Genomic DNA, 23,504 nt, shown 5'->3' on the forward strand with positions numbered 1-23,504 from the left:
GACTGCGCGAAGCGAATCGGTTACGGAACTTCTGCCGATGGTGTTCGCCGCCCCCGGCGAGGCCCTGGCACGGGCGGAGCGGGTCCTTCGGTCCGATCCGTCGCCGCTGGACGCGTCCATCGCCCACCAGGTCATCGGCATCTGGCAACGGGACTTCGGGGATCTCGGCGTCGCCCTCGACCATCTGCGGCGCGCCCGGGACTTCGCGGCGCGCGCGGACTCGGCGGAGCGGGAGGCGGACGTCCTCGCCACGCTCGGGGTCGCGCTGGTGCACGCGGGGCGCACCCGGGAGGGACTGGCCGCGTTCGAGCGCGGGGTCGCGCGGGGCAGCGGGCACACCCGGGCCCGGGTGCTGTACCGGAGGGCGTACGTCTGGTGGGTGCTGGGCCGGCACAAGGAGGCCCTGGAGGACGTACGGCGGGCGATACCGGTGCTGCGGCAGGCCGACGACGTCATCTGGACGGCCCGGGCGCTGACGCTCCGGGCCACGGTGCATCTGGCCCTCGGCGCGGTGGACCGGGCGGACGCGGACTTCACGGCGGCGGAGCTGCTGTGGGAGACGACGGGCCAGGAGCACGACAAGGCGGACGCGGTGGAGAGCCGGGGCCTGGCCGCGTTCCGGGCCGGCGACATCCCGGCGGCGCTGCGGCTGCTCGCCGAGGCCGAGGAGCGGTACGCCGAGCTGGGCACACCGACGTTCATGCTGTACATCCGGCGCTGCGAGGTGCTGATGGCGGCCGGGCTCGCGCCCGAGGCGCTGGCCGAGGCGGACGCGGCCATCGCGGCGCTGGACCGGCTCGGCGGGCAGTCCACCCGCAAGGCCGAGCTGCTGCTGGCCGCCGCCCGGGCCGCGCGTTCGGCGGGGGACGCGGGGACCGCGATCGCCCGTGCCGCCGTCGCCGTGCGGCTCTTCTCGGGGCAGCGGCGCAGCTGGTGGGAGACGCATGCCCGGCTGGTGCTGATCGAGGCGCGGGTGGCGGGCGGTGCCGCTTCGGGACGGCTGGTGCAGGACGCGGCGGCGGTCGCCGACCAGCTGGCGTCCTTCGGGGCGCCGGCCGCGCCGGAGGCCTCGCTGCTCGCGGGGCGGATCGCGCTGGCGCTGGGCTGGACGGCGGACGCGGAACGGCATCTGGCGGTGGCGGCGCGCAGCCGGCACGGCGGACCGCCGCTGGCCCGGATGACCGGTTGGGCGGCACAGGCGCTGCGCGCCCGGGCGGCCGGTTCGCGGCGGGGCGTGCTGGAGGCCTGCCGGCGCGGCCTGGACGTCCTGGACGACCACCGGATGACTCTGGGTGCCTCGGAGTTGCGGGCCCGGGCCACCGCACAGGGCGCGGAGCTGGCCGCGCTGGCCCAGCAGGCGAGCCTGGCGCACGGCGGACCGCGCCGGCTCCTGGAGTGGAGCGAACGCTGGCGGGCCACGGTCCTGTCCACTCCCCCGACCCGGCCGCCCGCCGACCCGGCCCTGCTCACCTCCCTCACCGCGTTCCGTGAGATCGCGTCCCGAGCGGAGGACGCCCGCAGGCAGGGCCGTCCGGTGCCCGCCCTGGAGCGCGAACAGCGCCGTCTGGAAAGGGAGATCCGCTCCCGCACCCACCACATCCACGGTGACGCGCCCGGCGGTGGCGACCGCTTCGACCCGGCCCGGCTGCTCGACCGGCTCGGCGACGCCCGCCTGGTCGAACTCGCCGTGCTGGACGGGCGGGTGCACATCCTGCTGTGCGGACAGGGCCGGGTACGGCGCTTCGCGGGCGGCCTGCTGGCGGAGGCGGTCGCCGAGGCGGAGCACGTCCAGGCGGGGCTGCGGCGGCTCGCGCATCCGGGGGCGGAGAGGCGGCTCGCGGTGGTGGAGGCGGCCGGGCGGCGGCTGGAGGAGCTGTTGCTGGGCGCGGCGGCGGACCAGCTCGGCTCGGGGCCGGTGGTGATCGTCCCGCCGGGGGCGCTGCACCGGGTGCCGTGGGCCCTGCTGCCCTCGCTGCGGGAGCGGGTGCTCAGCGTGTCACCGTCGGCGGGGAGCTGGCTGCGGGCCCGGGAGACCGAGCCGCCGCCGGGCGGCCGCCATGTGCTGGTCCGCGGGCCGGGGCTGGCGACCGGCGGCGCGGAGGTGCCCGAGGTGGCGGGGCGGTACGCGACGGCACGGATCCTCGAACACACGGAGGCCCAGGTTCCGCTGGTTCTGCGCGAGTTGGACGGGGCGGCGCTGGCGCACATCGCGGCGCACGGCACCTTCCGCGCCGACAGCCCGCTCTTCTCCTCGCTGCGCATGGCCGACGGCCCGCTGATCGTCCACGACTTCGAGCGCCTGACCCGCAGCCCCTACCGGATCATCCTCTCCAGCTGCGACACCGCCCGCCTCGCCTCGGTCGGCGCCGACGAACTCCTCGGCCTGGTCACGGCGTTGCTGCCGCTGGGCACGGCCGGCGTGGTGGCGAGCAGCGCGCCGGTCAACGACGCGGCCGTGGTCCCGCTGATGCTGGCCCTGCACAAGGGCCTGGGCGCCGGCCTGTCGCTGGCGGAAGCACTCCGCGATGCCCGGACCGCCCTGCCGGGCGACGCGGTCCACCAGGCGACGGGCTGGGCGTTCGCGGCCTTCGGGGCGGCCTGAGCGGACCGAGCCACGTCGGCTGCGGCTCGGTGGGGGCGCCGCGAAGGACCGTCGTCGGGGTGCGGCGCCGTCGTGGCCGGTCGCGCAGTTCCCCGCAGCCTTTCGGCGCTGCGGCGTCACGCCGTCTTCCGCTCTGGCTGCTCCACCAGCCACGGCAGTGCCGCCCGGTCGCTCGCGCCGAGGCGGGTGTACGCGCTGTAGAGGTGGTTGCCCACCGTCCGCACGGACAGGGTCAGCCGCTCGGCGATCTGGCGGTTGCTGAGACCGGCCGCGGCGAGCGTGACGATCTGCCGCTGCCGGGCGGTGAGTTCACCGAGGACCAGACCGGACAGGGCCGGGGTGCGGGCGCCCTGGCAGCGGCGGGCGAGGGCGACGGCACGGGTGCGGGACATCCGGGCGGCCCGCGGGTCGCGGTGCGCGCGGACCGCCTGGGCGTGCGCCTCCGCCGCGAACAGCAGCAGACCGCGTTCGGCCAGCGCCTCGCCGGCCCGGTCCAGGGCGCTCCCGTCGCCCCGCGCGAGGGCCTCCGCGTGCCGGGCGAGGACGCCGTCCAACCGCCCGGCGGCCGCCGTCGGCTCCCCCAGCCGTACTGCGCCGTAGTGCGCGAGACCCCCGTCCCCGCGCACTACGGCAGCTTCTCCCGACTCGGCGGCGGCGCGGGCGAGTTCGGTACGGCAGGAGGCGTCGCCCGGCGCCGTCCGCAGTCCCTCCCTCGCCCACGCCGCCGCCTCTCGCAGCTCCCCCCGAAGCCGCGAGTACCGGGCACGCACGGCCGCGTACCCGGCCGGTACGGGCAGGCCTCCCGCGGCCAGCCACTCCCCCACCGGGGCCGGCACCTCCCGTACGTCCAAGTGGTCGACACGTTCCGCGAGTTGTTCCTGCTCGTCCTTCAGGGCGGGTTCGCACTGGCTGGGGGTGCGGGCCAGGCGGCGGGCCCGGAGCCGGCCCGCGCGGGCGCGCAGCGCGGGGCCGTGCAGCGGGTGGGCGAGGCGGACCGCGCCCCGGTCGTCGACATGGATCAGGCCGTCGCTCTCCAGCCGTTCGAGGATGCCGAGGTCGAGGCCGTCGTCGAGATGCGGCGGCAAGGGCTCGGCGAAGGCGAGGCGTTCGAGGGTGTCGCGCTCACCGGGGTCCGGACGGTCCAGGAGGGGCCTGATCCGGTCCCGCACGGTCGCGGTGAGCGGCAGCGGGCCGCGCCAGGCCCACTCGGCGGTCTCCGGCGCCCGGGTCAGCGCACCGGATTCGCGCAGCGCGCCGAGCAGGTCCCGCAGCAGCCGCAGATCGCCCCGGCACACCCGGTGCAGCCGGCGCACGGTGAGCGGCTCCAGAGTGCCGCCGGCGATCAGTTGGGCGGTCTCGTCGTACGGCAGCGGCTCCAGGGCGAGACGGGTGAGGAGTTCGCCGGTCCACAGCCGGGAGACCGCGCCGGGGACGGGCGCCGGGTCGTCGGCGGCCACCACGAGCCGGGTGCGGCCGTGCACGGCGAGCTGGTGGACGAGGGCGGCCGAGGCCTCGTCGAGGAGGTGGGCGTCGTCGACGACGAGGAGCCGTACCCCCAGGAGATGCTGGATCGCCGCGGGCAGCGAGAGCCGGCCGGGGAGCAGGTGCGCGAACGCCGCGAAGGGGAGGGCGGAGGTCTCCGGGGTGCCGGTCACTCGGACGCAGTCGGTGCCCCGCACGGCCTCCGTGATCAGCCGGGTCTTGCCGCCGCCGGCCGGCCCGGTCACCACGACACCCTGCCGGCCGATCCCCAGCGACCGCCTGACCAGCTCCAGCTCGTCCTCCCGGCCGGTGAACGGCCAGGGCGGTTCGAGGGTCCGCGCATCCTGTTCGTAACTCGTCACGTGAGTATGAGTCGCGTTACTCAGCCCTGATACAGGGGGACTTGAGTAGCTCCCGACTCAGGCGGCCGGCCGGGGGGAACGGCAGTCTGGGCGCATGACCCGACGCTACTGCTCGCTTCCGCGGCAGTCGGTCCCGGCGTTCGCCCCGGGGCTGGCCACCGAGCGGCTCGGCGCGCTGATCGGCGGGCGGCTGATGTGGGTCAACGGCACCGTCCTGCACTACTACTTCTTCGACGCCGACAACGACGCCTCGGTGATCCCGGTCCCGGGGACCGGGGAGACCCGCCGGGTGCCGTGGGCCGGCGCCAAGGAACAGCGGGACGTGGTGCGCGAGTGCTTCCGGGAGTGGCAGGACCTCGGCATCGGGGTGACGTTCGCCGAGGTCCCGGACCGGCGCGAGGCCGAGTTGCGGATCGGCTTCCAGCTGGGCGACGGCTCCTGGTCGGCGGTCGGCCGGGACGCGCTCTCGGTGGGCGCGGGCGAGCGCACCATGAACCTGGGCTGGGACCTGACCGAGGCCGGCGGCCGCTGGACGGCCCTGCACGAGATCGGACACGCGCTCGGGATGCGGCACGAGCACCAGAGCCCGTTCGCCGGGGTCCACTGGGACGACGAGGCGGTCTACACCGACCTCGCCGGCCCGCCGAACCACTGGAGCCGGGACCGGACGGACTTCAACATCCTGCGGAAGCTGGACCCGGCCGAGGCCAACGGCCCGGTGTGGGACCCGCAGTCCGTGATGCAGTTCCCCTTCGGCCCGGGGCTGGTCCTGGAGCCGGAGCAGTACCACAACGGTCTGTACCCGCCGGGTTCGCTGTCCCCGGCCGACAAGGAGTTCGTGCTCCGCTGGTACCCGCCCGCCGACGGCCCGGCCGCGCTGCTGCCGTTCCGCTCGGCGCCGCTCGGCCTCGGCCCGGGCGAGCAGGCGGACTTCGCCGTGGAGCCGCCGGAGACCCGCGTGTACCGCGTGGGCACCTTCGGAGAGAGCGACTCCGTGGTCGTGGTCTTCGAGGAGCGCGACGGGGAACCGCGCTACCTCACCGGCCACGACGACGGGGGCACCCCGCACAACACCGGGATCAGGGTCCGGCTCGTCAAGGGCCGACGCTACTTCGTCCGCGTCCGTCTCCATTCCACGTGGGGGTCGGGGGAGACAGCGGTCATGTGCTGGTGACACCGGCACAGGGCCGTGACGCGGAGGTCGGACCCAGAGTCCGGCGCCGGGGGAAGCAGCCGCGCGGACGCCACCTTCGGGGGAGGGAGACGTCCGCGCGGCAGCGCCGGTGCCTGGGAACTCATTTCGGGGCGGCCCACTTCAGGGGCGCGGGGCTGGATCTGATGTGCGGCTCGCCGCGTGGGCGCGACCAGCCCCCACATACCCGCACCCGGCAGCGCACCGGACCATTCCGCCCACTAGCCGCCCAACTCGAGCGGGCGCGAGGGGTCCTTGGACCACTCCTCAAGTGAACCGTCGTACACGGACACGTCCTCACGGCCCAGCAGTGTGAGCGCAAGCGCCGCCCCGGCCGCCGAGATCCCCCCGCCGCAGTAGAGGACCACCGGCGAGGCGTCACCCAACTCCCGCACCCTCGCGTCGAGTTCGGCGGGCGGCAGCCCCCGACCGGGAATACTGAAGCTCCCCGGGATATGACCCCGCCGGCTGTAACGCGTCGGCACGGATCCGGCGTACCCCCCGGAGGGCAACGCGCACACCAGCACCCCCGGCCGCTCCCCCCTGCTGATCGCCGCCACCTCCTCGATGTCCGACCAGAGTTCGGCCCGCGGCACCGGCGTCACCGGTACGGCGGCAGCCTCGGGGACGCCGTCGCCCGTGGCCACCGGACGCCCCGCCGTTTCCCACGCGGCCAGGCCGCCGCCCAGCACCGCGGCCGGTACCGAGACGGCGCGCAGCATCCACCACAGCCGGGCGGCCCAGATACCACCGCCGGTGTCGTAGGCGACGACCTCGGTCCCCTCCCCCACACCCAGCCGGGCCAGCGCCGCGGCCAGCGCGTCCGGGGCCGGAACGGCGAAGTGGTAGGGCGCGCCGGGGTCGGAGAGGTCCCCGGTGAGGTCGGCATGGCGGGAGCCGGGGACATGGCGCTCGGCCCAGCCGGCGCGGCCGGAGGCGGAGCGGTGGTCGCCGTCGTGGCGCGGGGAGGGCAGCAGCGCGGTGGCGTCGAGGACGACCAGCCGCGGGTCGTCCAGGTGGGTCGCGAGCCAGGTGTCGTCGACCAGGGGGCCGGGGAGCAGGGTGGTCATGGCGGCCGATCGTACGCCCGTGACCAGGGTGTCTCACTGAATGGGCAGTGGCGTCCCACATATCGGACGCGGCTTGCGCGGCACACGGGAGCTGCGGTTATGGTTTCGGCCATCTACGCGGGAGCCCCTCCCCGACCGGGCTGAGAGGGCGTCTGGGATCCGTGTGCCGCGATGGCGGGCACGGTCCCCATGGGGACGCCGACCGCATCAGAAGCGCTTTGCGCCCCGCGTAGGAGTACCCGTGTCCACAGCAGTAGAGCCGCAGTCCCCGGTGCCCCACCGCGCTGCCCGCTCCTGTTGTCGTCGCGTCTGCTGTTCTCGCACCTGGTGTCGCCGGTCCCGCTGACCGCCGCCTTCCCCGCATCCCGCTCACCCCCTCGCGCCTGTGCGCACCGCCTTCGGAGTACCCCCATGCCGCACATACGGGTCATGCTCGACTATTTCCATCCATGGCCGAATTCAGCCGGTCTCTACGTCGCCCGTGCCCGTCGCTGGTACGCGGCCGCGGGGCTGGACGTCGAACTCGTGGTGCAGGATCCGGGGCGCGGGGACACCCTGGAGTACCTGGCCCGGGGCGAGGTGGACTTCGGGATCTTCCCGCCGAACCGGCTGCTCGCCCGCCGGGCGGCGCTCGGCCAGCCGCTGGTCGCGGTCGCCGCCGTCAACCACCGTGGCCTGGAGGCGATCCAGACCACGACCTCGACCGGCATCAGCCGCCCCCGCGACCTGGCCGGCCGCCGGCTCGCCTTCAACCCGACCCCGCGCGGGCGGGCCATGGTCCGCCACCTGGTGGCGGCGGACGGCGGCGACCCGGACACGGTGATCACGGTCGACGCGGGAGCCCGTGAGCTGACCGTGGACGACATCGAGGCGGGCGAGGCGGACGCGACCTTCGGCAACTACTGGTCCTGGGACGCCCTGCGCGGCGACCTGCCCGAGCGGCGGCGCCTGACCTGGCCGGTCGACGAGATCGGCGCGCCCCGCTACCACAGCTACCTGCTCGGCACGAGCGAGCGGCTGCGTGACGAGCAGCCGTCCCTGGTACGGGACTTCCTGACCGTGACGGCCCGCGGATACACCACCGCGGCCGGGGAGCCCGACGCCACCCTGGAGTTGCTGGAGCGGGTCATCCCGTACTTCCCCCGCCCGCTCATCGCCCGCTCCCTCGCCCTGATCGCACCCACGTGGACCGACCCGCAGGGGCGCTGGGGCGTGATCGACGAGGACCGCATGGGCCCGTACGCGCACTGGCTCGCCGAGAACGGTGCCATCGCGCACGACCACGACTGGAACCGGTCCTTCACCAACAGCCTGCTGGACGTGACCGCATGACCCTGCTCACCCGGCGGCTCGCCGTCGACTTCAAGCGGGTGGACAGCGCGCTGTGTCGGGCCTGACCGCCCCGCTCCGCCGCCCGACTCCCCTCCCCGTACGAAGGACCCTCCAGCATGCTCCGCCGCACCGCGCTGTCGGCCCTGGCCGCCACGACACTGTTCGCCGTCACCACCGCCTGCTCGGCCGATGCCGACTCCTCGGCCGCCGCCAAGGACGGCACCACCACCGTCACCCTGGCCCTGGACTGGACCCCCAACACCAACCACACCGGCATCTACGTCGCCCAGGCCAAGGGCTGGTTCAGGGACGCCGGGATCAACCTGAAGATCATCCCCTACGGCTCGACCGCGCCGGAGACCCTGATCGCCAACCACAAGGCCGACTTCGGCATCTCCTACCAGGAGGGTGTCACCACGGCCCGCGCCGCCGGGCAGGACATCACCTCCGTCTACGCCGTCACGCAGAAGACGGACGTGACCGTCTCGGTGCGCGCCGACCGCTCCGACATCACCTCGCCCAAGGACCTGGACGGCAAGACGTACGCGGGGTTCGGGGCCCCCTATGAGAAGCCGCTCCTCCAGAAGGTGATCAAGAACGCGGGCGGCAGGGGCGACTTCAAGCAGGTCACCCTCAACACCTCGGCGTACGCCGCGCTGTACGCGGGCAGGGCGGACTTCGCGATGCCGATGCCCACCTGGGAGGGGCTGGAGGCGAAGCTCAGCGGGAAGCCGCTGAAGGACTTCCAGCTCTCCGACTACGGTTTCCCGGCGATCTACTCGACACTGATCGCGTCCTCCGACCAGTTCCTGAAGAAGAACCCGGCGGTGGCGAAGAAGTTCCTGGCCGCCGTCGACAAGGGCTACCGCTACGCGGCCGGGAACCCCGACCAGGCGGCCGACCTGCTCATCGCCGCCAACAAGAGCGTGCTCACCAACACCAAGCTGGTGAAGGAGAGTTCGCAGCTGCTGGCCAAGGAGTACTACAAGGGCGCCGACGGCTCCACCGGCACCCAGAGCGCCGCGCGCTGGAAGGCCTTCGCCGACTTCGAGTACGGCGCCGGACTGCTCGTCGACGCGAACGGCAAGAAGCTCACGAAGGCGCCGGACACCTCGACGTTCTTCACCGAAGCCTACCTCCCGGACACCAAGTGAGGTCCGTGCTGCGGTCGTTGTGGCCGCCCCTGCTGGTGCTCGCCGTGGTCGTCGGCGGCTGGCAGCTGTATGTGACGGCGGCCGGCGTCGACCCGACCACACTGCCCTCCCCCGCCCGGGTGGCCGGGCAGGGCTGGACGAACCGCCAGGACCTGTGGGACCAGACGCTGCCCACCCTCCAGGAGACCCTGCTCGGCTTCGCGCTGTCGTTCGCGGCGGCCTGGCTGGTGGCCGTGCTGCTCGACTTCTCCGCCGCCGCCCGCCGGGGCCTGTACCCGCTCCTTGTCGCCTCGCAGACGATCCCGATCGTCGCCGTGGCGCCCCTGCTGATCATCTGGTTCGGCTTCGGGCTGCTGCCGAAGATGCTGGTGGTGACGCTGACGACGTTCTTCCCGCTGGCCGCCAACCTGGCCGCGGGCTTCGCGGCGACCGACCGGGAGGCCATGCGGCTGCTGCGCTCGCTCGGCGCCGGGCGGTGGCGGGCGTTTCGGCTGGTGCGGGTGCCGAGCGCGGTGCCGTACTTCTTCGCGGGACTGCGGGTGAGCATCACCTACGCCGTGGTCGGCGCGGTGTTCGCCGAGTACGCGGGCGCCGAGTCGGGGCTCGGTATCTACATGCAGGCCCAGAAGAGCGCGTTCCGGACCGACCTCGTCTTCGCGGCGGTGGCGGTGACGGCCGCGCTGAGCATCGCCCTGTTCGGGGCCACGTATCTGCTGCAGCGGCTGGTGCTGCCCTGGGAACGGAAGGAGCGGCGGCCATGAGCGGTCTCCGTGTCGAGCGGGTGAGCAAGTCGTTCGGGGACCTCGACGTCCTGCGCGATCTCGAACTCACCGTGCAGCCCGGCGAGTTCGCCGCCGTCATCGGGCCCAGCGGCAGCGGCAAGAGCACGCTGTTCAACCTGGTGTCGGGGCTCGACCGGCCGACCTCCGGACGGGTGCTGGTGGAGGGCGAGCCGGCCGGGGTGGAATCCGGCAAGGTCGCCTACATGCCGCAGAAGGACCTGCTGTTCCCCTGGCGGACGGTCCTCGACAACACCGCGCTGGGCCTGGAGGCGCAGGGCGTGCGGAAGAAGGAGGCGCGGGCGCGGGCCGGTGCGCTCTTCGCCGACTTCGGCCTCGACGGCTTCCAGCAGGCGTATCCCTCGCAGCTCAGCGGCGGCATGCGGCAGCGGGCCGCGCTGCTGCGCACGGTGGTTCTGGAGCGGCCGGTGCTGCTCCTTGACGAGCCGTTCGGCGCGCTGGACTCGCTGACCCGCACCGAGATGCAGCTGTGGCTGGCCGGCATGTGGCAGCGCCACCGCTGGACGGTCGTCCTGGTCACCCATGACATCCGGGAGTCGGTGCTGCTCGCCGACACCGTCCACGTCCTGTCCCCGCGCCCGGCCACGGTGGTCGACCGGGTGGAGGTCCCGCTGCCCCGTCCGCGCGGCGCCGACGACTTCACGGCGCCCGGGTTCGCGGCGACGGAACGCCGGATCCTGGACTCCCTGCGCGGCACGACGGCGGTGAGAACGCCGTGACTTCGCATCTCGCCCATGGTCTGGGCACCGAGCCGGTCGAGCCGGACTGGCCGGCGCTGACCGACACCGAGGTCACCGCCGTCACCGGTCCCGCCCGGGTGGTGTGGCGCAGTCCGCGACCGCTGTCGGCGGCCGCCGTGGTGGAACGGGACGGGCGGCGGCTGTTCGTGAAACGCCACCATGTCTCCGTCCGCACCCCGCGGGGCCTGGCGGAGGAGCACGCCTTCCTGCGCCATCTGCGGGAGCGCGGGGCGCCGGTGGTGGAGGTCCTGGACCTGGTGGAGCGCGGCGAGTGGACGTACGAGGTCCACTCCACCGGGACCGGCACGGACCTGTACCGGGACGCGCTGTCCTGGTCGCCGTTCCGCGGTACGGCCCATGCCCGGGCGGCGGGCGAGGCACTGGCCCGACTGCACCTGTGGGCGGAGGGCTTCACCGCACCGCGCCGCTCACCGCAGCCGCTGGTCGCCTCGTTCACGGTGTTCGCGGCCCCGGACCCCTGGGCCGCGCTGAACGAGTACACGTCCGAACGGCCCCGGCTGGCAGAGGCGTTGGCGGACTTTACCTGGCACGAGGACACCCGCCGCGTGCTGCTCCCGCTCCACGAGCGCCTGGCCCCGCACCTGCCGGGTCTCACCCCCCTGTGGACCCACAACGACTGGCACGCCTCCAACCTGCTGTGGGACGAGGACGGTGAGGTCGCCACGGTCCTGGACTTCGGGATGAGCGACCGGACCACCGCGGTGCACGACCTGGCCACGGCCCTGGAGCGCAACATCGTGCAGTGGCTGGACCCCGACCGCCCGGTCCAGGAGAAGCACGCGATCGAGCTGCTGCACGGATACCGGTCGGTACGCCCGCTCACCGCCGCCGAGTCGGCGGCCCTGCCCGCCCTTCTGCCGCTCGTGCACGCCGAGTTCGCCCTGTCCGAGCTGGACTACTTCCACGGGGTCACCCGGTCACGGGAGAACGCCCGGCTGGCGTACGAGTACTACGTCGGCCATGCCGAGTGGTTCTCGGGACGGGCGGGCCGCCGGCTGCTGGAGCTGGTGGCCGCGCAGGTGTGAGCCTCAGCGCCGACGCCATTCCGCCGCGAGGAGTTCGTAGGAGCGGACGCGGTCGGCCTGGTCGTGGGTGATCGTCGTGATGAGCAACTCGTCGGCGCCGGTGGCCTCCTGGAGCTGTTCCAGGCGGTCGGCGACGTGCTGCGGGCTGCCCACGAACTGGGTGTCGAGGCGGTCCTGGACCAGCTCCCGGTCCTCGTCCGTCCAGACGTGGGCCCGGGCCTCGTCGGGGGTGGGGAACGGGATGGCGCCCTCGGCGGTGCGGATGCTGCGCACCCAGGCGCCGTACCCGGTGGCGAGTTCGCGGGCGGTGGCGTCGTCCTCGGCGACCACGACGTCGGCGGAGACGCTGACGTACGGCTTGTCGAGCACGTCCGAGGGCTGGAAGTACGACCGGTAGCCGTCCACCGCCTCCAGGACCGTGGCCGGGCTGACGTGGTAGTTGGCGGCGAAGCGCAGGCCCCGCTCGCCCGCGGCCTGGGCGCTCTCGCCGCCGCTGCTGCCGAGGATCCACACCTCGAGCTCGGCACCCTCGCCGGGCACGATGTGGGCCTCGACGCCGTCCTCGGTGCGGTAGGTCCCGGCCAGCAGCGCGAGGATGTCGTCGATCTGTTCGGCGTAGTCCTGGGACTCGGCGCCCGGGAGCAGCAGCAGCTTGCGGTGGAGCGCGATCCGCGGGGAGCCGAGGAGGCGGGCGAAGGAGAAGCGGGGCGGGATGACCAGGCCGTTGGGGGCCCGGCCGTCGACCACCGGGGTCGTCGTCGGGCTCTCCGTCCCCTCCGCGGGCGGGCGGCCGCCGGAGCGGCCGAGGCCCAGGTCGAGGCGGCCCGGGTGCAGGGCGTCGAGGAGGCCGAACTCCTCGACGGTGGACAGCGCGGTGCGGTGCCCGAGCTGTACGGCGCCGGAACCGAGCCGGATGGTGGAGGTCGCGGCGGCGGTGAGCGCCAGGACCACCGCGGGTGACGTGCCGGCCACCCCCGGGTTGAGGTGGTGCTCGGCGAACCAGTAGCGGGAGTAGCCGAACTCCTCGGTTCGCTGGGCGAGTTCGATGGAGTTGCGCAGCGCGTCGGCGGCGGTGGCGCCGCTCGGGACCGGCACCAGGTCGAGGACGCCGAGGGGGATGTCAGACATGTGCGGGCTCCTCGGCGGCCGGCGGTACGGGTGCCCACGGGAACGGTGGGTCGGGGATGTCCTTGCGCAGGACCGGGGCCACCGCCGACTGGAACAGCTCCAGCGAGTCGCGGTGCTGGGTGTCCGTCAGCCCGCCGGCGTCGGCGTGCAGATGCAGGACCGTGTGCCCGAACTGGTCGTGGTAGCGGTGCACTTTGTCGATGACCTGCTGCGGACTGCCGATCAGCGCCGAGCTGCGCTCGACGAAGTCCTCCAGGGTCTCGAAGACGACCGGCAGGCCGGCCCGCCGGAAGAAGGCCAGGTTCGCCTCGAACACCGGGCGGTAGGCGGCCAGCGCCTGCTGGCTGGTGGGCGCCACCAGGACGCCCGCCGTGCCCGCGCCGACGGCGATGTCCGCCGGGTCGTGGCCGTGGTGCTCCCAGCGTTCCCGGTAGTAGCGGATCAACTCGGCGTAGGGCTCGATGGGGTTGGTGACGTTCGCGGAGAACAGCGGGTCGCCGTAGCGGGCCGCGAGGTCGACGGACTCCTTGCTGGTGGCGCTGCCGTGCCAGACCCGCACCGGCCGCTGGTAGGGGCGCGGCCAGACCTCGGCGTCCGTCAGCTCGGGCCGGAACCTGGTCTTCGCCGTGACCTTGTCCTGTCGCCACAGCCGCCGGAACACCTCGTAGCTCTCGGCGTTGCGGTCCCACTGGTCCTCGGGCGTGACATGGAACAGCTCGCGCTGGGCGGTGCCGTTGCCCTTGCCGATGATCAGGTCGAGGCGGCCCTCGGAGAGATGGTCGAGGGTCGCGTAGTCCTCGTATGCCCGGACCGGGTCCAGCAGGCTCAGCGTGGTCACCGCGGTGAAGAGCCGGATGCGCCGGGTGAGCGCGGCGACATGGCTGAGCACCACCGTCGGCGAGGAGGAGATGAACGGGCGTTCGTGCCGCTCCCCCACCCCGAAGCCGTCGAAGCCCAGTTCCTCGGCGAGCACGGCGTTGTCGAGGACCTCCCGGAACCGCTCGTGGGTGGACTTCTGTCTTCCCGTGACCGGATCCGGGCGATGCACGATCAGGGTGATCGCCAGGAACCTCACGACGCCACCCGCTCGCCGCGGGGCGCGTCCGGGTGGGCGAGGCCGAGGTGGTCGCGCAGGGTGGTGCCCTCGTACTCGGTGCGGTGGACGCCCTGTTCCTGGAGCAGCGGTACGACCGTGTCGGCGAAGGTGTCGAGGCCGCCGGGGGTGATGTGCGGGACCAGGATGAAGCCGTCGGAGACGTCCGCCTGCACGAAGTCGTTGATGGTGCGGGCGACGGTGGCCGGGGAGCCGACGAAGGTCTGCCGGTTGCCGGTGTTGATCACGAGGTCGCGGATGGACCACTTGTTGGCCTCGGCGAGCTCACGCCACTCGCGGGCGATGGCGAGCGGGTCGCGGTACATCCGGACCTGCGCGCGGCCCCGGGAGATGTGCTCCTCGCTCACCAGCGGGTCCACGTCGGGCAGCGGTCCCTCGGGGTCGTACGACGACAGGTCCCGGTTCCAGACGAACTCCAGGTGCTTGAGGGCCGTCGCGCCGCTGACCTGCTGGCGGCGCACCTGGTGGGCGATCTCCTCGGCCTCCTCGTCGGTGTCGCCGAGGACGAAGCTGGCGGCGGGCAGGATCAGCAGTTCCTCGGGGCGGCGGCCGTACTTGGCGAGGCGGGACTTCACGTCGGTGTAGAAGGCCTGGCCGGCGTCGAGGGTGGCGTACCGGCTGAAGATCGCGTCGGCACCGGACGCGGCGAACTCGCGGCCCTCGTCGGACTCGCCGGCCTGGAAGATCACCGGGCGGCCCTGCGGGGAGCGCGGCACGTTGAACTGCCCGTGGATGTCGAACTGGGGGCCCTTGTGCACGAAGGAGCCGGCCCTGGCGTCGCTCAGGAAGGTGCCGGTGGCCTGGTCGGCGAGGATCTCGTCGCCGTGCCAGGAGTCGAAGAGCTCGTTCGCGGTGGCGAGGAACTCCTTGGCGCGGGAGTAGCGCTCGTCCTGCGGCAGGAAGCCGCCGCGCCGGAAGTTCTCGCCGGTGAACGCGTCCCAGGAGGTGACCACGTTCCAGGCGGCCCGGCCGCCGGAGAGGTGGTCGAGACTGGCGAACTGGCGGGCCACCTCGTAGGGCTCGTTGAAGGTGGAGTTGATGGTGCCGGTCAGCCCGAGGTGCTCGGTGACGGCGGCCAGCGCGGCCAGCACGGTGAAGGTGTCGGGGCGGCCGACGACGTCCAGGTCGTATATCTTCCCGCCCTGTTCGCGCAGCCTCAGGCCCTCGGCGAGGAACAGGAAGTCGAACCTGGCGCGTTCGGCGGTCTGCGCGAAGTGCGTGAAGGAACTGAACTCGATGTGGCTGCCCGCGGCGGGGTCGCTCCACACGGTGGTGTTGTTGACGCCGGGGAAGTGCGCGGCCAGGTGGATCTGCTTCAGTGGCTTGCTCATGGGAGTGCGGTCCTTCCGGCTCAGGCGGTCGCGGCGTAGCGGTTGGCGGGGCGGGCGAGCCCGAGCAGGCCGCGCAGGGTGTCGGCCTCGTAGGCGGTGCGGAAGCGGCCGCGGCGCTGGAGTTCGGGGACCAGGTCCGCGGTGATGCGCGGCAGGTCGTGGCCGAGGACGGCGGGCCGCAGCCGGAAGCCGGTGAGGCCTTCGGCGGCGAACTCCTCCAGAAGGTCGGCGAGTTCGGCCGCCGTTCCGGTGAAGATCCGGGCGTCGCTGGTGAAGGGGGAGCCGTCGAGGGCGTCGAGGCGTTCCTTGCGGGCGGCGGCCGCGGCCTGGTCGTCGTCCAGGAAGACCACGAGGTCACCGAAGACGTGCACGATGTCGTCGGCCCGGCCGGCGGTCTCCTGCTCGGCGCGGATCTCGGCGACGATGGCGCGGGCGTCGGCGCCGTCCCGCGGGGTGACGTAGCCGACGTCGGCCTGCCGGGCGATCAGCCGGTAGGGGACGGTCTGGTGGCCGAGGGCGGTGACGAGCGGCTGGCCCTGCGGCGGCCGCGGGGTGATGGAGGGGCCCTTGACGCTGAAGTGCCGGCCTTCGAAGTCGATGTAGTGCAGCTTGTCGCGGTCGATGAAGCGGCCGGTGGCCGCGTCCCGGATCTCGGCGTCGTCCTCCCAGCTGTCCCAGAGCCGGCGTACGGCCTCGACGTGGTCGGCGGCCTCGTCGAAGTGCTCGGCGAGCCGCTGCTGTCCGGCCGGCGACCGCAGCTGTGCGAGGTCGATCGGCGGGAAGGTACGGCGGCCGAAGTGGTCGGCCTCGTGCGGGCGGGCGGAGATCTGCACCCGAAGGCCGGCGCGGCCGGTGCTGACGTAGTCGAGGGTGGCGATCGCCTTGGAGATGTGGAACGGCTCGGTGTGGGTGGCGATCACCGTCGGCACCAGGCCGATGTGGCGGGACAACGGCGCGATCCGGGACGCGATCAGGACGGCGTCCAGCCGGCCGCGGACCTGGTCGGTGCGGCCGTCCAGTTCGCCGTAGTGCGAGGACTGCAGGCCGAGGCCGTCCTCGATGGTGACGAAGTCGAGGAGACCGCGCTCGGCCTCGGCGACCAGACCGGCCCAGTATCCGGCGGTGAACAGGTCGCGGGGGCGGGCGACCGGCTCGCGCCAGGACGCGGGGTGCCAGCCGGTACCGTCCAGGGCGACGGCGAGGTGCAGAGGGGAAGCGGGAGATGAGGACACAGGGGTGCCTTCCTGAAGGTCCGTACGAGGGCGCGCCGGAGAGGGGGCGCTGCGGGGACGACTGGTCAGGAACAACAGAGCGCGCCGGCCACGCGCTGGAGGTCGATGTGCGGCCGGGAGTGCAGGACGGTACGGCGGCTGGGGCTGAGGACACGTGTCACGTCCCGCACCTCCCCGCCTGCTCCGCGTACATCTCGTCGTGAGTCACAACAGACCGGGTTCGGTGGTTGTTCCCGGGCCGCGCGGCAGCAGGGTGCGGCCGCGCAGCCGCTCGGTGAAGCCGATCGACTCGTAGAGCCGGATCGCGTTCGCGTTGCCCGGGGCCGCGTGCGGGAACGGGGTGTCGCCGCGCTCCCGGATCCCGGCGGCGACCGCGCGGACGAGGCGGGTGGCAAGACCCCGGCCCCGGCGCTCCGGGTCGGTGCGGACGGTGCTGATCCCCGTCCAGCCGGGCGGTGCCTGCTCGACCGGCCTGATCTTCACGGTCGTTCCCGGGCCGACGAGCGTGCGCAGGTCGACCCGGGCGTCCGGGTCGGTGGCGTCGGCGAGGGCGGCATAGGCGTAGACGTCGTCGGGGTGACGGGCCGCCCGGGCGACCCTCCCCCGGCCTTCGGCCCGCACGCCCATCTCGCTTCGCTTCGCGAGGTGGGCGTGCGGGCCGGTGAGGGCCGACCGGACGGCGTTGTCGAGCGGGGACGTATCGGGTGCGAGCGGGGCCCCGCTTCCGTGGCGGTCGGTCTGGAGGGTCACGGAGGCGGGGTCCTTTCTCGCCTTGCGGGTGCTGCAGGGGTGCATATTGACGGTTGGTCAGGAGTTGTCGAGCGGCAGTCCGGGCGGGTTGACCTCGGACTTGGCGACGGCCTCGTTGGAGAGGTTGTAGGCCTTGAGCCACTCGGCGTACTGGCCGTTCTCGATCAGGTAGTTGATGGCGTCGGCGAGCGGCTTGGCGAGGCCGCTGTCCTTCTTCGCGGTGGCCGCGATCAGGCCCTGGAGGCTGCCGCCCGCGCCGGAGTAGGTGCCCGCGGTGCGGGTGGCGTTGGGCGTGTTCGCGGTCTGCCTGTTGTGGTACGCGATGCCGGGGTTGGGGCCGAGGTAGGCGTCGATCTTGCCGCTGTTGAGGGCCAGGTAGACGCTGTTGCTGTCCTGGTAGTACTTGACCGCGAGCTTCTTGCCCTCCTTGGCCAGCTTGGCCTTCCACTCCAGGAGGATCTTCTCCTGGTTGGTGCCGGCGCTGACGGAGACGGTCTTGCCGGCGAGGTTCTCGTAGTTCCCGCCGAAGTTCCAGGTGCTCTTCTTCGGAACGGTGAAGGCGAGGTTGTCCTGCCGGTAGGAGGCGAACTCGTACTTCTTCTTCCGCTCCTCGGTGTCGGTGATGTTGGAGAGGGCCACGTCGACCTTGCCGCTGTCGATGCCGACGAACATGTTCTCCCAGGTGAAGTTCTTCACCTCGGGTGTGAGGCCGAAGACCGCGGCGACCAGCCGGGCCAAATCGGGTTCGGAACCGGTGAGGGTCTTCTGGTCGCCGCCCACGTAGGCCAGCGGCGGGAACCCGGCGGGCAGGGCGCCCTCGCCGATGACGAGCTTGCCGCTCTTGCGGACGGCGGCGGGCAGTTCGGCGCTGATGGACTTGACCTCGGAGACCTTGATGGTGGTCTGCTGGGCGGCGCCGTTGGAGACCTGTCCGATGACGACCTCGCCGCTCTTGGCGCTGCCGGTCGTGGTGGCCGCGTCGCTGTCGCCCCCGCAGGCGGCGAGCCCGGTGGCGAGGGTCGCGACGGCGGTCGCCGTGGTGAGGCCGCGGATCAGGCTGCGTCGGGAGAGGAGCGTGGGCATGGCTGTCCTTCGTGTTCGAGCGAAAGGTGAGAGGTCGAGCGGGAAATGAAGGGGGGAGGCCGTTCAGAGGACCTTGCGCAGGAAGTCCCGGGTCCGTTCGTGCCGCGGATGGTCGAGGATCTCGGCGGGCGGGCCCTGTTCGACGATCTTTCCGCCGTCGATGAAGACGATCCGGTCGGCGACCTCGCGGGCGAAGCCGATCTCGTGGGTGACGATCACCAGGGTGGTGCCGCTGGACGCCAGGTCCTTGATGACCGCGAGGACCTCGCCGACCAGTTCGGGGTCGAGCGCGGAGGTCGGCTCGTCGAACAGGATGATCCCGGGGCGCAGCGCGAGGGCGCGGGCGATGGCGACGCGCTGCTGCTGACCGCCCGAGAGCTGGCGTGGATAGGCGCCGACGCGCTCGCCGAGGCCGACCCGTTCGAGGAGTTCCTTGGCCAGCCGCTGGGCCTCCGGCCTGGTCAGCTTTCCGGTGGCGACGGGGGCGGCCGCGACGTTGTCGAGGACCGTCAGGTGCGGGAACAGGTTGAAGTTCTGGAAGACGAAACCGATCCGGCTGCGCTGGGCCAGGATGGCGCGTTCGCTCAGTTCCTTGAGACCGTCGCCGTGGCGTTTGACACCGATCAGCTCGCCGCCGACGCTGACGTAGCCGGACTCGGGCTTCTCCAGGTGGTTGACGACCCGGAGCAGCGTGGACTTTCCGGAGCCGGACGGGCCGAGGACGACGGTGACCTCGCCGGGACGGACGGTCAGGTCGATGCCGTCGAGGACGCGGTGGGCGCCGTACGACTTGTGGACGTCGTGGATCTCCAGGGCGGCCGGCGCGATGTCCGGCGCCTTCTCCGGTGCGGTGGTCATACGGCGGCCTCCCGGCGTATCCGTTCCCGCAGGCCGGCCAGGCCGGTGCGGAGTCTTTGGAGGGGGGTCGGCGGCAGCGTGCGGGTGGCGCCGCGGGCGAAGTACCGCTCGACGTAGTACTGCACCACGGAGACGGCGCTGGTCAGGATCAGGTACCAGACGGTGGCGACGAGCAGCAGCGGCACGATGTCACCGGGGTAGGTGCTGCCCATGGACTGCACCGAGCCGAAGAGGTCGAGCAGCGAGACGTAGAACACCAGGGACGTGCTCTTGATCAGGCCGATGAGCTGGTTGACGTAATTCGGCACGATGGAGCGCAGGGCCTGCGGGAAGACGATCCGGGTGAACTGGTAGCCCTTGGGCAGGCCGAGCGCGGCGGCCGCCTCGTGCTGGCCCTGGTCGACGGAGAGGATGCCGCCGCGCACCACCTCGGAGGCGTAGGCCGCCTCGTTGAGGCTGAGGCCGATCACGGCGATGGCCATGTCGGTGGCGAGCTTCGACTCGTCGAAGGTGACGAAGGACGGACCGAAGGGAACACCCAGGCTGAGCGTCTTGTAGAGGGCGGAGAAGTTGTAGAGGAAGATCAGCAGGACGATCAGCGGGATCGAGCGGAACAGCCAGGTGTAGGTCCAGCTGACCGCCCGCAGCACCGGACTGCCGGAAAGCCTCGCGAGGGCGAGTACGACGCCGCCGAGCAGGCCAAGTACGGCGCTGAGCGCGGCGACTTCGAGGGTGACGACGAGCCCGTCGAGGATGGTGGGGCGCAGGAACCAGTAGCGGAAGCGGTCCCACTGGTAGAAGGGGTTGCTGGCCAGTCCGTGCACGAACTGCGCGACGAGCACCAGGACGACGGCGGTGGCGATCCACCGGCCGGGTCGGCGCAGTGGCTGAACTCGCTGGCTTTTCAGAGATTTTGACGGTGCGTCAGTGGGCGGTGGCGCCTCGGCCACGGACAGGACGCCTGGGGGTTCACTCATGGCGGGCTCCGGCGGAGTCGGACACCCCGGATCACACAGCCGGGGCCGCGGCACCGCACCGCGTCGGGACACGGCACAGGTGCGCGGGGGCGCGCGGGACACGGGATGGGGCGGACGGCTTCACACCGGGGCGGCCGGTGCTTCGACGAGGACGCTGGGACGCGAGGCTGCGGGAGCCGCGCTGCGGGCGAGGCGGAAAGGCCTGGTCAGACCCGACAGCGGGCGCGGCCCGGTGCGGTACACGCGCTACACAGGGCGCTGTTGACGCGGAGCAGGTCGACGGCGCGGTCGGCGACCAGCGGGCTCGGATACGGCTGTACGCAGCCCGGGGTGCGGCCCTCGGCCGACCTGGAAGCTGCGTACATGTCCCGTCACCTGTCACTGTTGTGGCGGCCCCTGGGGGCCTCGCGCTTACCGAACATCGTCATCCGGTCCGGTCGTCACCTGGGGCACCCCACCGCGGTGCGAGGGTTGCCGGTCAGCAAGCCAGGGCTTGATGCTGACGCTCTTGACCGTTCTGGTCCGTAAGTTAGGCAGCCGTCCGAACGAATGTCAACGCCTGTCCGACTGGCGAAACGGTTCGGAACGCTCTCACCTGCGTGAAGCGCCGGGAGCGTCCGCCGCATGGCCCGCCCAGTCCAGGATCTGGACGGCCGCGCCGGCGGCCTCCAGGCCCTGGCAACGGCCGTGGTGGCGGCGGGCGATGCCGTCGAGGTCCAGATGGGCGCCGAAGGCCGGGTGGGCGGCCAGCCGGCGGGCGTAGGCCCACAGCACCGGGTGGCCGGCGATGGCGTGCACGGCGGCGGCGTCCAGGTGGTTGCGGTGCACGGTGTCGAGTTGCACCAGGGACACCCACAACTCGACGTCCGCGGCCGTGAGTTGCCCGCCGACCAGGAACTCGGTGCCGGTCAGGCGGTGCTCCAGCTCGTCCAGGGCGGCCAGCAGCGTCTCGAGCGCCTCCGGGTCGCCGCCCTCCCGGCCGGCGTGCTGTGCCGCCTGTTCGATGTCCTCCGCGCAGAGCCGCTCGACCTCCTCGATCTCGGCCTCGGCACCGCACGGGTACAGCCGGACGCCGCCGTCGCCGAAGTGGCGGTCCAGGTCGCGCAGGATGTCCCGGCTGTGCGTGCTGACGATCCGGCCTGACCAGTCGTCACTGAGCACCGGCGCGAGGGCCGGACCCGAGTAGTGGTGGGCACTCGCCTCGTACAGCGGGCGCAGCGCCGAGTGGCTGCCGTCGGAACAGTCCGGGACGGCGGCCAGGAAGGTGACCGGACAACAGTCGTCGAGGGCCAGCAGGCTGTGGCCGACGGCGATGCGGAGGCCGTCGGGACAGGCGGTGGCGAGGTGGAGCCGGTAGCGGCGCGGCACGGCGTAGTGCCCGCTGCGGGCGTCCCGGCCGATGCGCCCGCGGAAGGCGGGGCCGGTGCGGACGGACGGAACGGCGGCGAGCGGAGTGATGGACATGCGTCTCCCCGGGGGTAGAGGCGCGCGGACGTACGCGCGGCGGAAGCGTTCGTCGGTGGGTGGGCGCTCGGTGGGCGGGCGCCCGAGGGCCGGACGCTCGGTGGGTGGGCGTTCGGCGGGTGCGGCCGGCTACGGGCGCCCGGCCGGTCATGGCCGGGCGGCGGGTACGGCCGGCGGCGGGTACGGCCGGCGGAGGGTGCTCAGCCGGTGCGGCTGATGGCGCTGCACACGCGCTGCAGGTCGATGTGCAGGCGGGAGGTGAGCAGCGGAACGGGGCAGGGCGTGCGGTTCCCTCGGCGCTGTCTGCCGGTGACCGTGCGCAGCCGACCCATCTTTCCCTACCTTTTCACTAGGATTCCCACCTGGAGTGTCGATCGGCCTCCGCGTGCCGTCAAGGGGGCGTCCACGCCTGGGACGGCCGGCCCGGCTTGCCGCGGGGCGCCAGGGGATGTCCGCTGGAGGCGCAGGCCGAGTGACAGGAGCCGGATGCGATGAGCGAGCCCCCGGGTCCCGGGCCCGTGCCCGGCGCCGTGCCCGAGACCTTCGTGTTCGCCTGCGGGCGGTGCGGCGAGGTCTGGGAGGCCACCTTCCAGGCGGTGTTCTTCACCGACCCGATCGCCGACCCGGACCTGCGGAGCACCCAGGAGTACGTCGACGAGGCCGGCCGGGCCGTGCGGTCGCCGCTCACCGACGCGGTGTGCCCGCGCTGCGGCAGCCGGAAGGTGCGGATCACGGTTCCCGGATCATGACGCTCACCCGGATGGCACGCGCGGGTGGTCGGCGCCCGTGCCGGATGGTGGCGTGGAGGGACGTACCGCCGTTGCCCGCGCAGTGACGCAGCACCGCTGCCCCCGCGGAGCGACGTACCGCGTTCCCGAGGAGGCAGTCGCGATGATCCGTCCGTCCCGACCCGTGCGTGTTCTCGTCTCGGCCCTGGCGACGGGGATCCTGCTCGCCACGGCGGCCTGCACGGACGAGAGCGGGGGCCCCGAGGCCGTGTCCGTCTCGCCCGCCGGCGAGCACTCGCCCGCGTCCCCGTCGGCGACCCCCGCCCTCACCAGGGCGGGTGCGCAGGCCGCGCTGATCACGCCGGCCGACATCGAGGACAACTGGCAGCTGGCCAAAGACGCGGCGACCTGGCGCAACTCGATGCTGGTCGGGAAGGTCGACGTGGCCGCCTTCCTCACCGCCAAGTCGGATGCCGCCGACTGCCAGCGCCTCCTCGACGCCCTGTACTCCGACAGCCTCCTCGGCCGCGCTTCGGGCGCCTCCGGGCTGCGCGGGTTCACCTCGGAGGACTCCCGGATGCTGTACCAGGTCGGCGACTACGGCTCGGCGAACCTGGACGCCACGCTGGCCTGGCTGAAGACCCTGCCGGACAAGTGCAACCAGTTCACGGCCACCGGCAAGGACGGCGGCCGGCGGACCGTGCAGGTCGTGTCGGCGAAGGTGCCGAAGTCGGGCGACGCGCGCGAGGCCCTGACGGTGACCGTCCAGGGGAACGCCAACGGCCAGTCCGCCACCTACACCACGGACGTGGCGGTGCTGCGGATCGGCGCCTCCGGGGCGGCGGTCACCAACGGCGGCCTGTCCGGCGTCGACCACGACAGCACCGCACTGGCCGTGCAGACCGGCGCCCAGCGCCTCAAGGACGTGCTGTCCGGCAAGACCCCGGCGCCGATGCCGAGCCAGTTCGACTAGTGCCGCGGCAGGCGACGTCTGCCCGTCAAGGAGCGGCGTCCGGTGCGTGCTCCCCGTGTGCCGGGCGGAAGTCCTCGTACTGGATG

The 23,504-nt window shown here is 72.8% G+C and carries 22 protein-coding genes and 1 riboswitch; of the genes, 9 read left to right on the forward strand and 13 right to left on the reverse strand.

Annotated elements, in window-relative coordinates; all coding sequences use genetic code 11:
• Positions 1-37 precede the first annotated feature (37 nt).
• Positions 38-2,602 (forward strand): CHAT domain-containing protein, encoded by a 2,565-nt coding sequence (locus tag ACZ4N4_RS19330; protein ID WP_453568121.1) that lies wholly within the window; start codon positions 38-40, stop codon positions 2,600-2,602.
• Positions 2,603-2,718: 116 nt separating this feature from the next.
• Here ACZ4N4_RS19330 and ACZ4N4_RS19335 read toward each other — a convergent pair whose 3' ends face one another.
• The gene (locus ACZ4N4_RS19335; protein WP_467590158.1) at positions 2,719-4,446 is read right to left on the reverse strand and encodes a LuxR family transcriptional regulator AbsR2; all 1,728 of its coding nucleotides are present in this window, start codon (positions 4,444-4,446) and stop codon (positions 2,719-2,721) included.
• 94 nt (positions 4,447-4,540) lie between these two features.
• Here ACZ4N4_RS19335 and absR1 point away from each other — a divergent pair, with 94 nt between their 5' ends.
• Entirely contained in the window at positions 4,541-5,620 is a 1,080-nt protein-coding gene (gene absR1 / locus ACZ4N4_RS19340) for a beta-glucuronidase AbsR1 (protein WP_453568012.1), read from the forward strand.
• Between the two features lie 239 nt (positions 5,621-5,859).
• Here absR1 and ACZ4N4_RS19345 read toward each other — a convergent pair whose 3' ends face one another.
• Complete coding sequence (locus tag ACZ4N4_RS19345) at positions 5,860-6,708, reverse strand: sulfurtransferase (RefSeq protein ID WP_467590161.1); 849 nt, start codon at positions 6,706-6,708, stop codon at positions 5,860-5,862.
• 411 nt (positions 6,709-7,119) lie between these two features.
• Here ACZ4N4_RS19345 and ACZ4N4_RS19350 point away from each other — a divergent pair, with 411 nt between their 5' ends.
• The 5 genes from ACZ4N4_RS19350 to ACZ4N4_RS19370 all read left to right on the forward strand — a co-directional run bounded on the left by ACZ4N4_RS19350 (position 7,120) and on the right by ACZ4N4_RS19370 (position 11,780).
• On the forward strand, positions 7,120-8,040 hold the full coding sequence (locus tag ACZ4N4_RS19350) for an ABC transporter substrate-binding protein (protein ID WP_467590164.1): 921 nt from the start codon (positions 7,120-7,122) through the stop codon (positions 8,038-8,040).
• Positions 8,041-8,156: 116 nt separating this feature from the next.
• Positions 8,157-9,194, forward strand: coding sequence for an ABC transporter substrate-binding protein (locus tag ACZ4N4_RS19355; RefSeq protein WP_467590167.1), 1,038 nt, complete (start codon positions 8,157-8,159; stop codon positions 9,192-9,194).
• A 5-nt stretch (positions 9,195-9,199) separates the two neighbouring features.
• On the forward strand, positions 9,200-9,955 hold the full coding sequence (locus ACZ4N4_RS19360) for an ABC transporter permease (RefSeq protein ID WP_467590170.1): 756 nt from the start codon (positions 9,200-9,202) through the stop codon (positions 9,953-9,955).
• On the forward strand, positions 9,952-10,713 hold the full coding sequence (locus tag ACZ4N4_RS19365) for an ABC transporter ATP-binding protein (RefSeq protein WP_450757857.1): 762 nt from the start codon (positions 9,952-9,954) through the stop codon (positions 10,711-10,713). Before ACZ4N4_RS19360 ends, ACZ4N4_RS19365 begins: the two co-directional genes overlap by 4 nt.
• Positions 10,710-11,780: a phosphotransferase enzyme family protein gene (locus ACZ4N4_RS19370; RefSeq protein WP_467590174.1), complete on the forward strand. Its 1,071-nt coding sequence runs from the start codon at positions 10,710-10,712 to the stop codon at positions 11,778-11,780. Before ACZ4N4_RS19365 ends, ACZ4N4_RS19370 begins: the two co-directional genes overlap by 4 nt.
• A 3-nt stretch (positions 11,781-11,783) precedes the next feature.
• Here the strand turns inward: ACZ4N4_RS19370 and ACZ4N4_RS19375 are convergent, their stop codons facing one another.
• From ACZ4N4_RS19375 to ACZ4N4_RS19425, 11 genes are all read right to left on the reverse strand, one after another.
• A complete protein-coding gene (locus ACZ4N4_RS19375) occupies positions 11,784-12,908 on the reverse strand; it encodes an LLM class flavin-dependent oxidoreductase (RefSeq protein ID WP_453568000.1) in 1,125 nt (374 codons plus the stop codon).
• Positions 12,901-13,983 (reverse strand): LLM class flavin-dependent oxidoreductase, encoded by a 1,083-nt coding sequence (locus ACZ4N4_RS19380; protein ID WP_467590177.1) that lies wholly within the window; start codon positions 13,981-13,983, stop codon positions 12,901-12,903. Before ACZ4N4_RS19380 ends, ACZ4N4_RS19375 begins: the two co-directional genes overlap by 8 nt.
• Entirely contained in the window at positions 13,980-15,353 is a 1,374-nt protein-coding gene (locus ACZ4N4_RS19385) for an NtaA/DmoA family FMN-dependent monooxygenase (RefSeq protein WP_467590180.1), read from the reverse strand. Before ACZ4N4_RS19385 ends, ACZ4N4_RS19380 begins: the two co-directional genes overlap by 4 nt.
• A 20-nt stretch (positions 15,354-15,373) precedes the next feature.
• A complete protein-coding gene (locus tag ACZ4N4_RS19390; RefSeq protein ID WP_467590183.1) occupies positions 15,374-16,585 on the reverse strand; it encodes an LLM class flavin-dependent oxidoreductase in 1,212 nt (403 codons plus the stop codon).
• 65 nt (positions 16,586-16,650) lie between these two features.
• The gene (locus ACZ4N4_RS19395) at positions 16,651-16,746 is read right to left on the reverse strand and encodes a putative leader peptide (protein WP_350785419.1); all 96 of its coding nucleotides are present in this window, start codon (positions 16,744-16,746) and stop codon (positions 16,651-16,653) included.
• Between the two features lie 43 nt (positions 16,747-16,789).
• Positions 16,790-17,335, reverse strand: a complete 546-nt coding sequence (locus ACZ4N4_RS19400; RefSeq protein ID WP_467590187.1) for a GNAT family N-acetyltransferase — start codon at positions 17,333-17,335, stop codon at positions 16,790-16,792.
• Positions 17,336-17,392: 57 nt separating this feature from the next.
• A complete protein-coding gene (locus ACZ4N4_RS19405) occupies positions 17,393-18,418 on the reverse strand; it encodes a transporter substrate-binding domain-containing protein (RefSeq protein ID WP_467590190.1) in 1,026 nt (341 codons plus the stop codon).
• A gap of 63 nt (positions 18,419-18,481) precedes the next feature.
• On the reverse strand, positions 18,482-19,276 hold the full coding sequence (locus ACZ4N4_RS19410) for an amino acid ABC transporter ATP-binding protein (protein ID WP_453567989.1): 795 nt from the start codon (positions 19,274-19,276) through the stop codon (positions 18,482-18,484).
• Entirely contained in the window at positions 19,273-20,253 is a 981-nt protein-coding gene (locus ACZ4N4_RS19415) for an amino acid ABC transporter permease (protein ID WP_467590193.1), read from the reverse strand. The genes ACZ4N4_RS19410 and ACZ4N4_RS19415 overlap by 4 nt, the downstream gene beginning before the upstream one ends.
• A gap of 402 nt (positions 20,254-20,655) precedes the next feature.
• Positions 20,656-20,767, reverse strand: a riboswitch (SAM riboswitch).
• Positions 20,768-20,844: 77 nt separating this feature from the next.
• Entirely contained in the window at positions 20,845-21,717 is an 873-nt protein-coding gene (locus ACZ4N4_RS19420) for a glutathione S-transferase C-terminal domain-containing protein (RefSeq protein ID WP_467590196.1), read from the reverse strand.
• Between the two features lie 200 nt (positions 21,718-21,917).
• Positions 21,918-22,049, reverse strand: a complete 132-nt coding sequence (locus ACZ4N4_RS19425; protein ID WP_360479219.1) for a putative leader peptide — start codon at positions 22,047-22,049, stop codon at positions 21,918-21,920.
• A gap of 159 nt (positions 22,050-22,208) precedes the next feature.
• Between ACZ4N4_RS19425 and ACZ4N4_RS19430 the strand changes: the two genes are divergently transcribed.
• Positions 22,209-22,466, forward strand: a complete 258-nt coding sequence (locus tag ACZ4N4_RS19430; protein ID WP_453567984.1) for a hypothetical protein — start codon at positions 22,209-22,211, stop codon at positions 22,464-22,466.
• A 142-nt stretch (positions 22,467-22,608) separates the two neighbouring features.
• Positions 22,609-23,418 carry a hypothetical protein gene (locus ACZ4N4_RS19435; RefSeq protein WP_467590200.1) on the forward strand — a complete coding sequence of 270 codons (810 nt, stop codon included), beginning with the start codon at positions 22,609-22,611 and terminating at the stop codon, positions 23,416-23,418.
• The last annotated feature ends 86 nt before the right edge of the window (positions 23,419-23,504 follow it).

The sequence above is a fragment of the Streptomyces sp. NPDC026538 genome, from assembly GCF_055567535.1.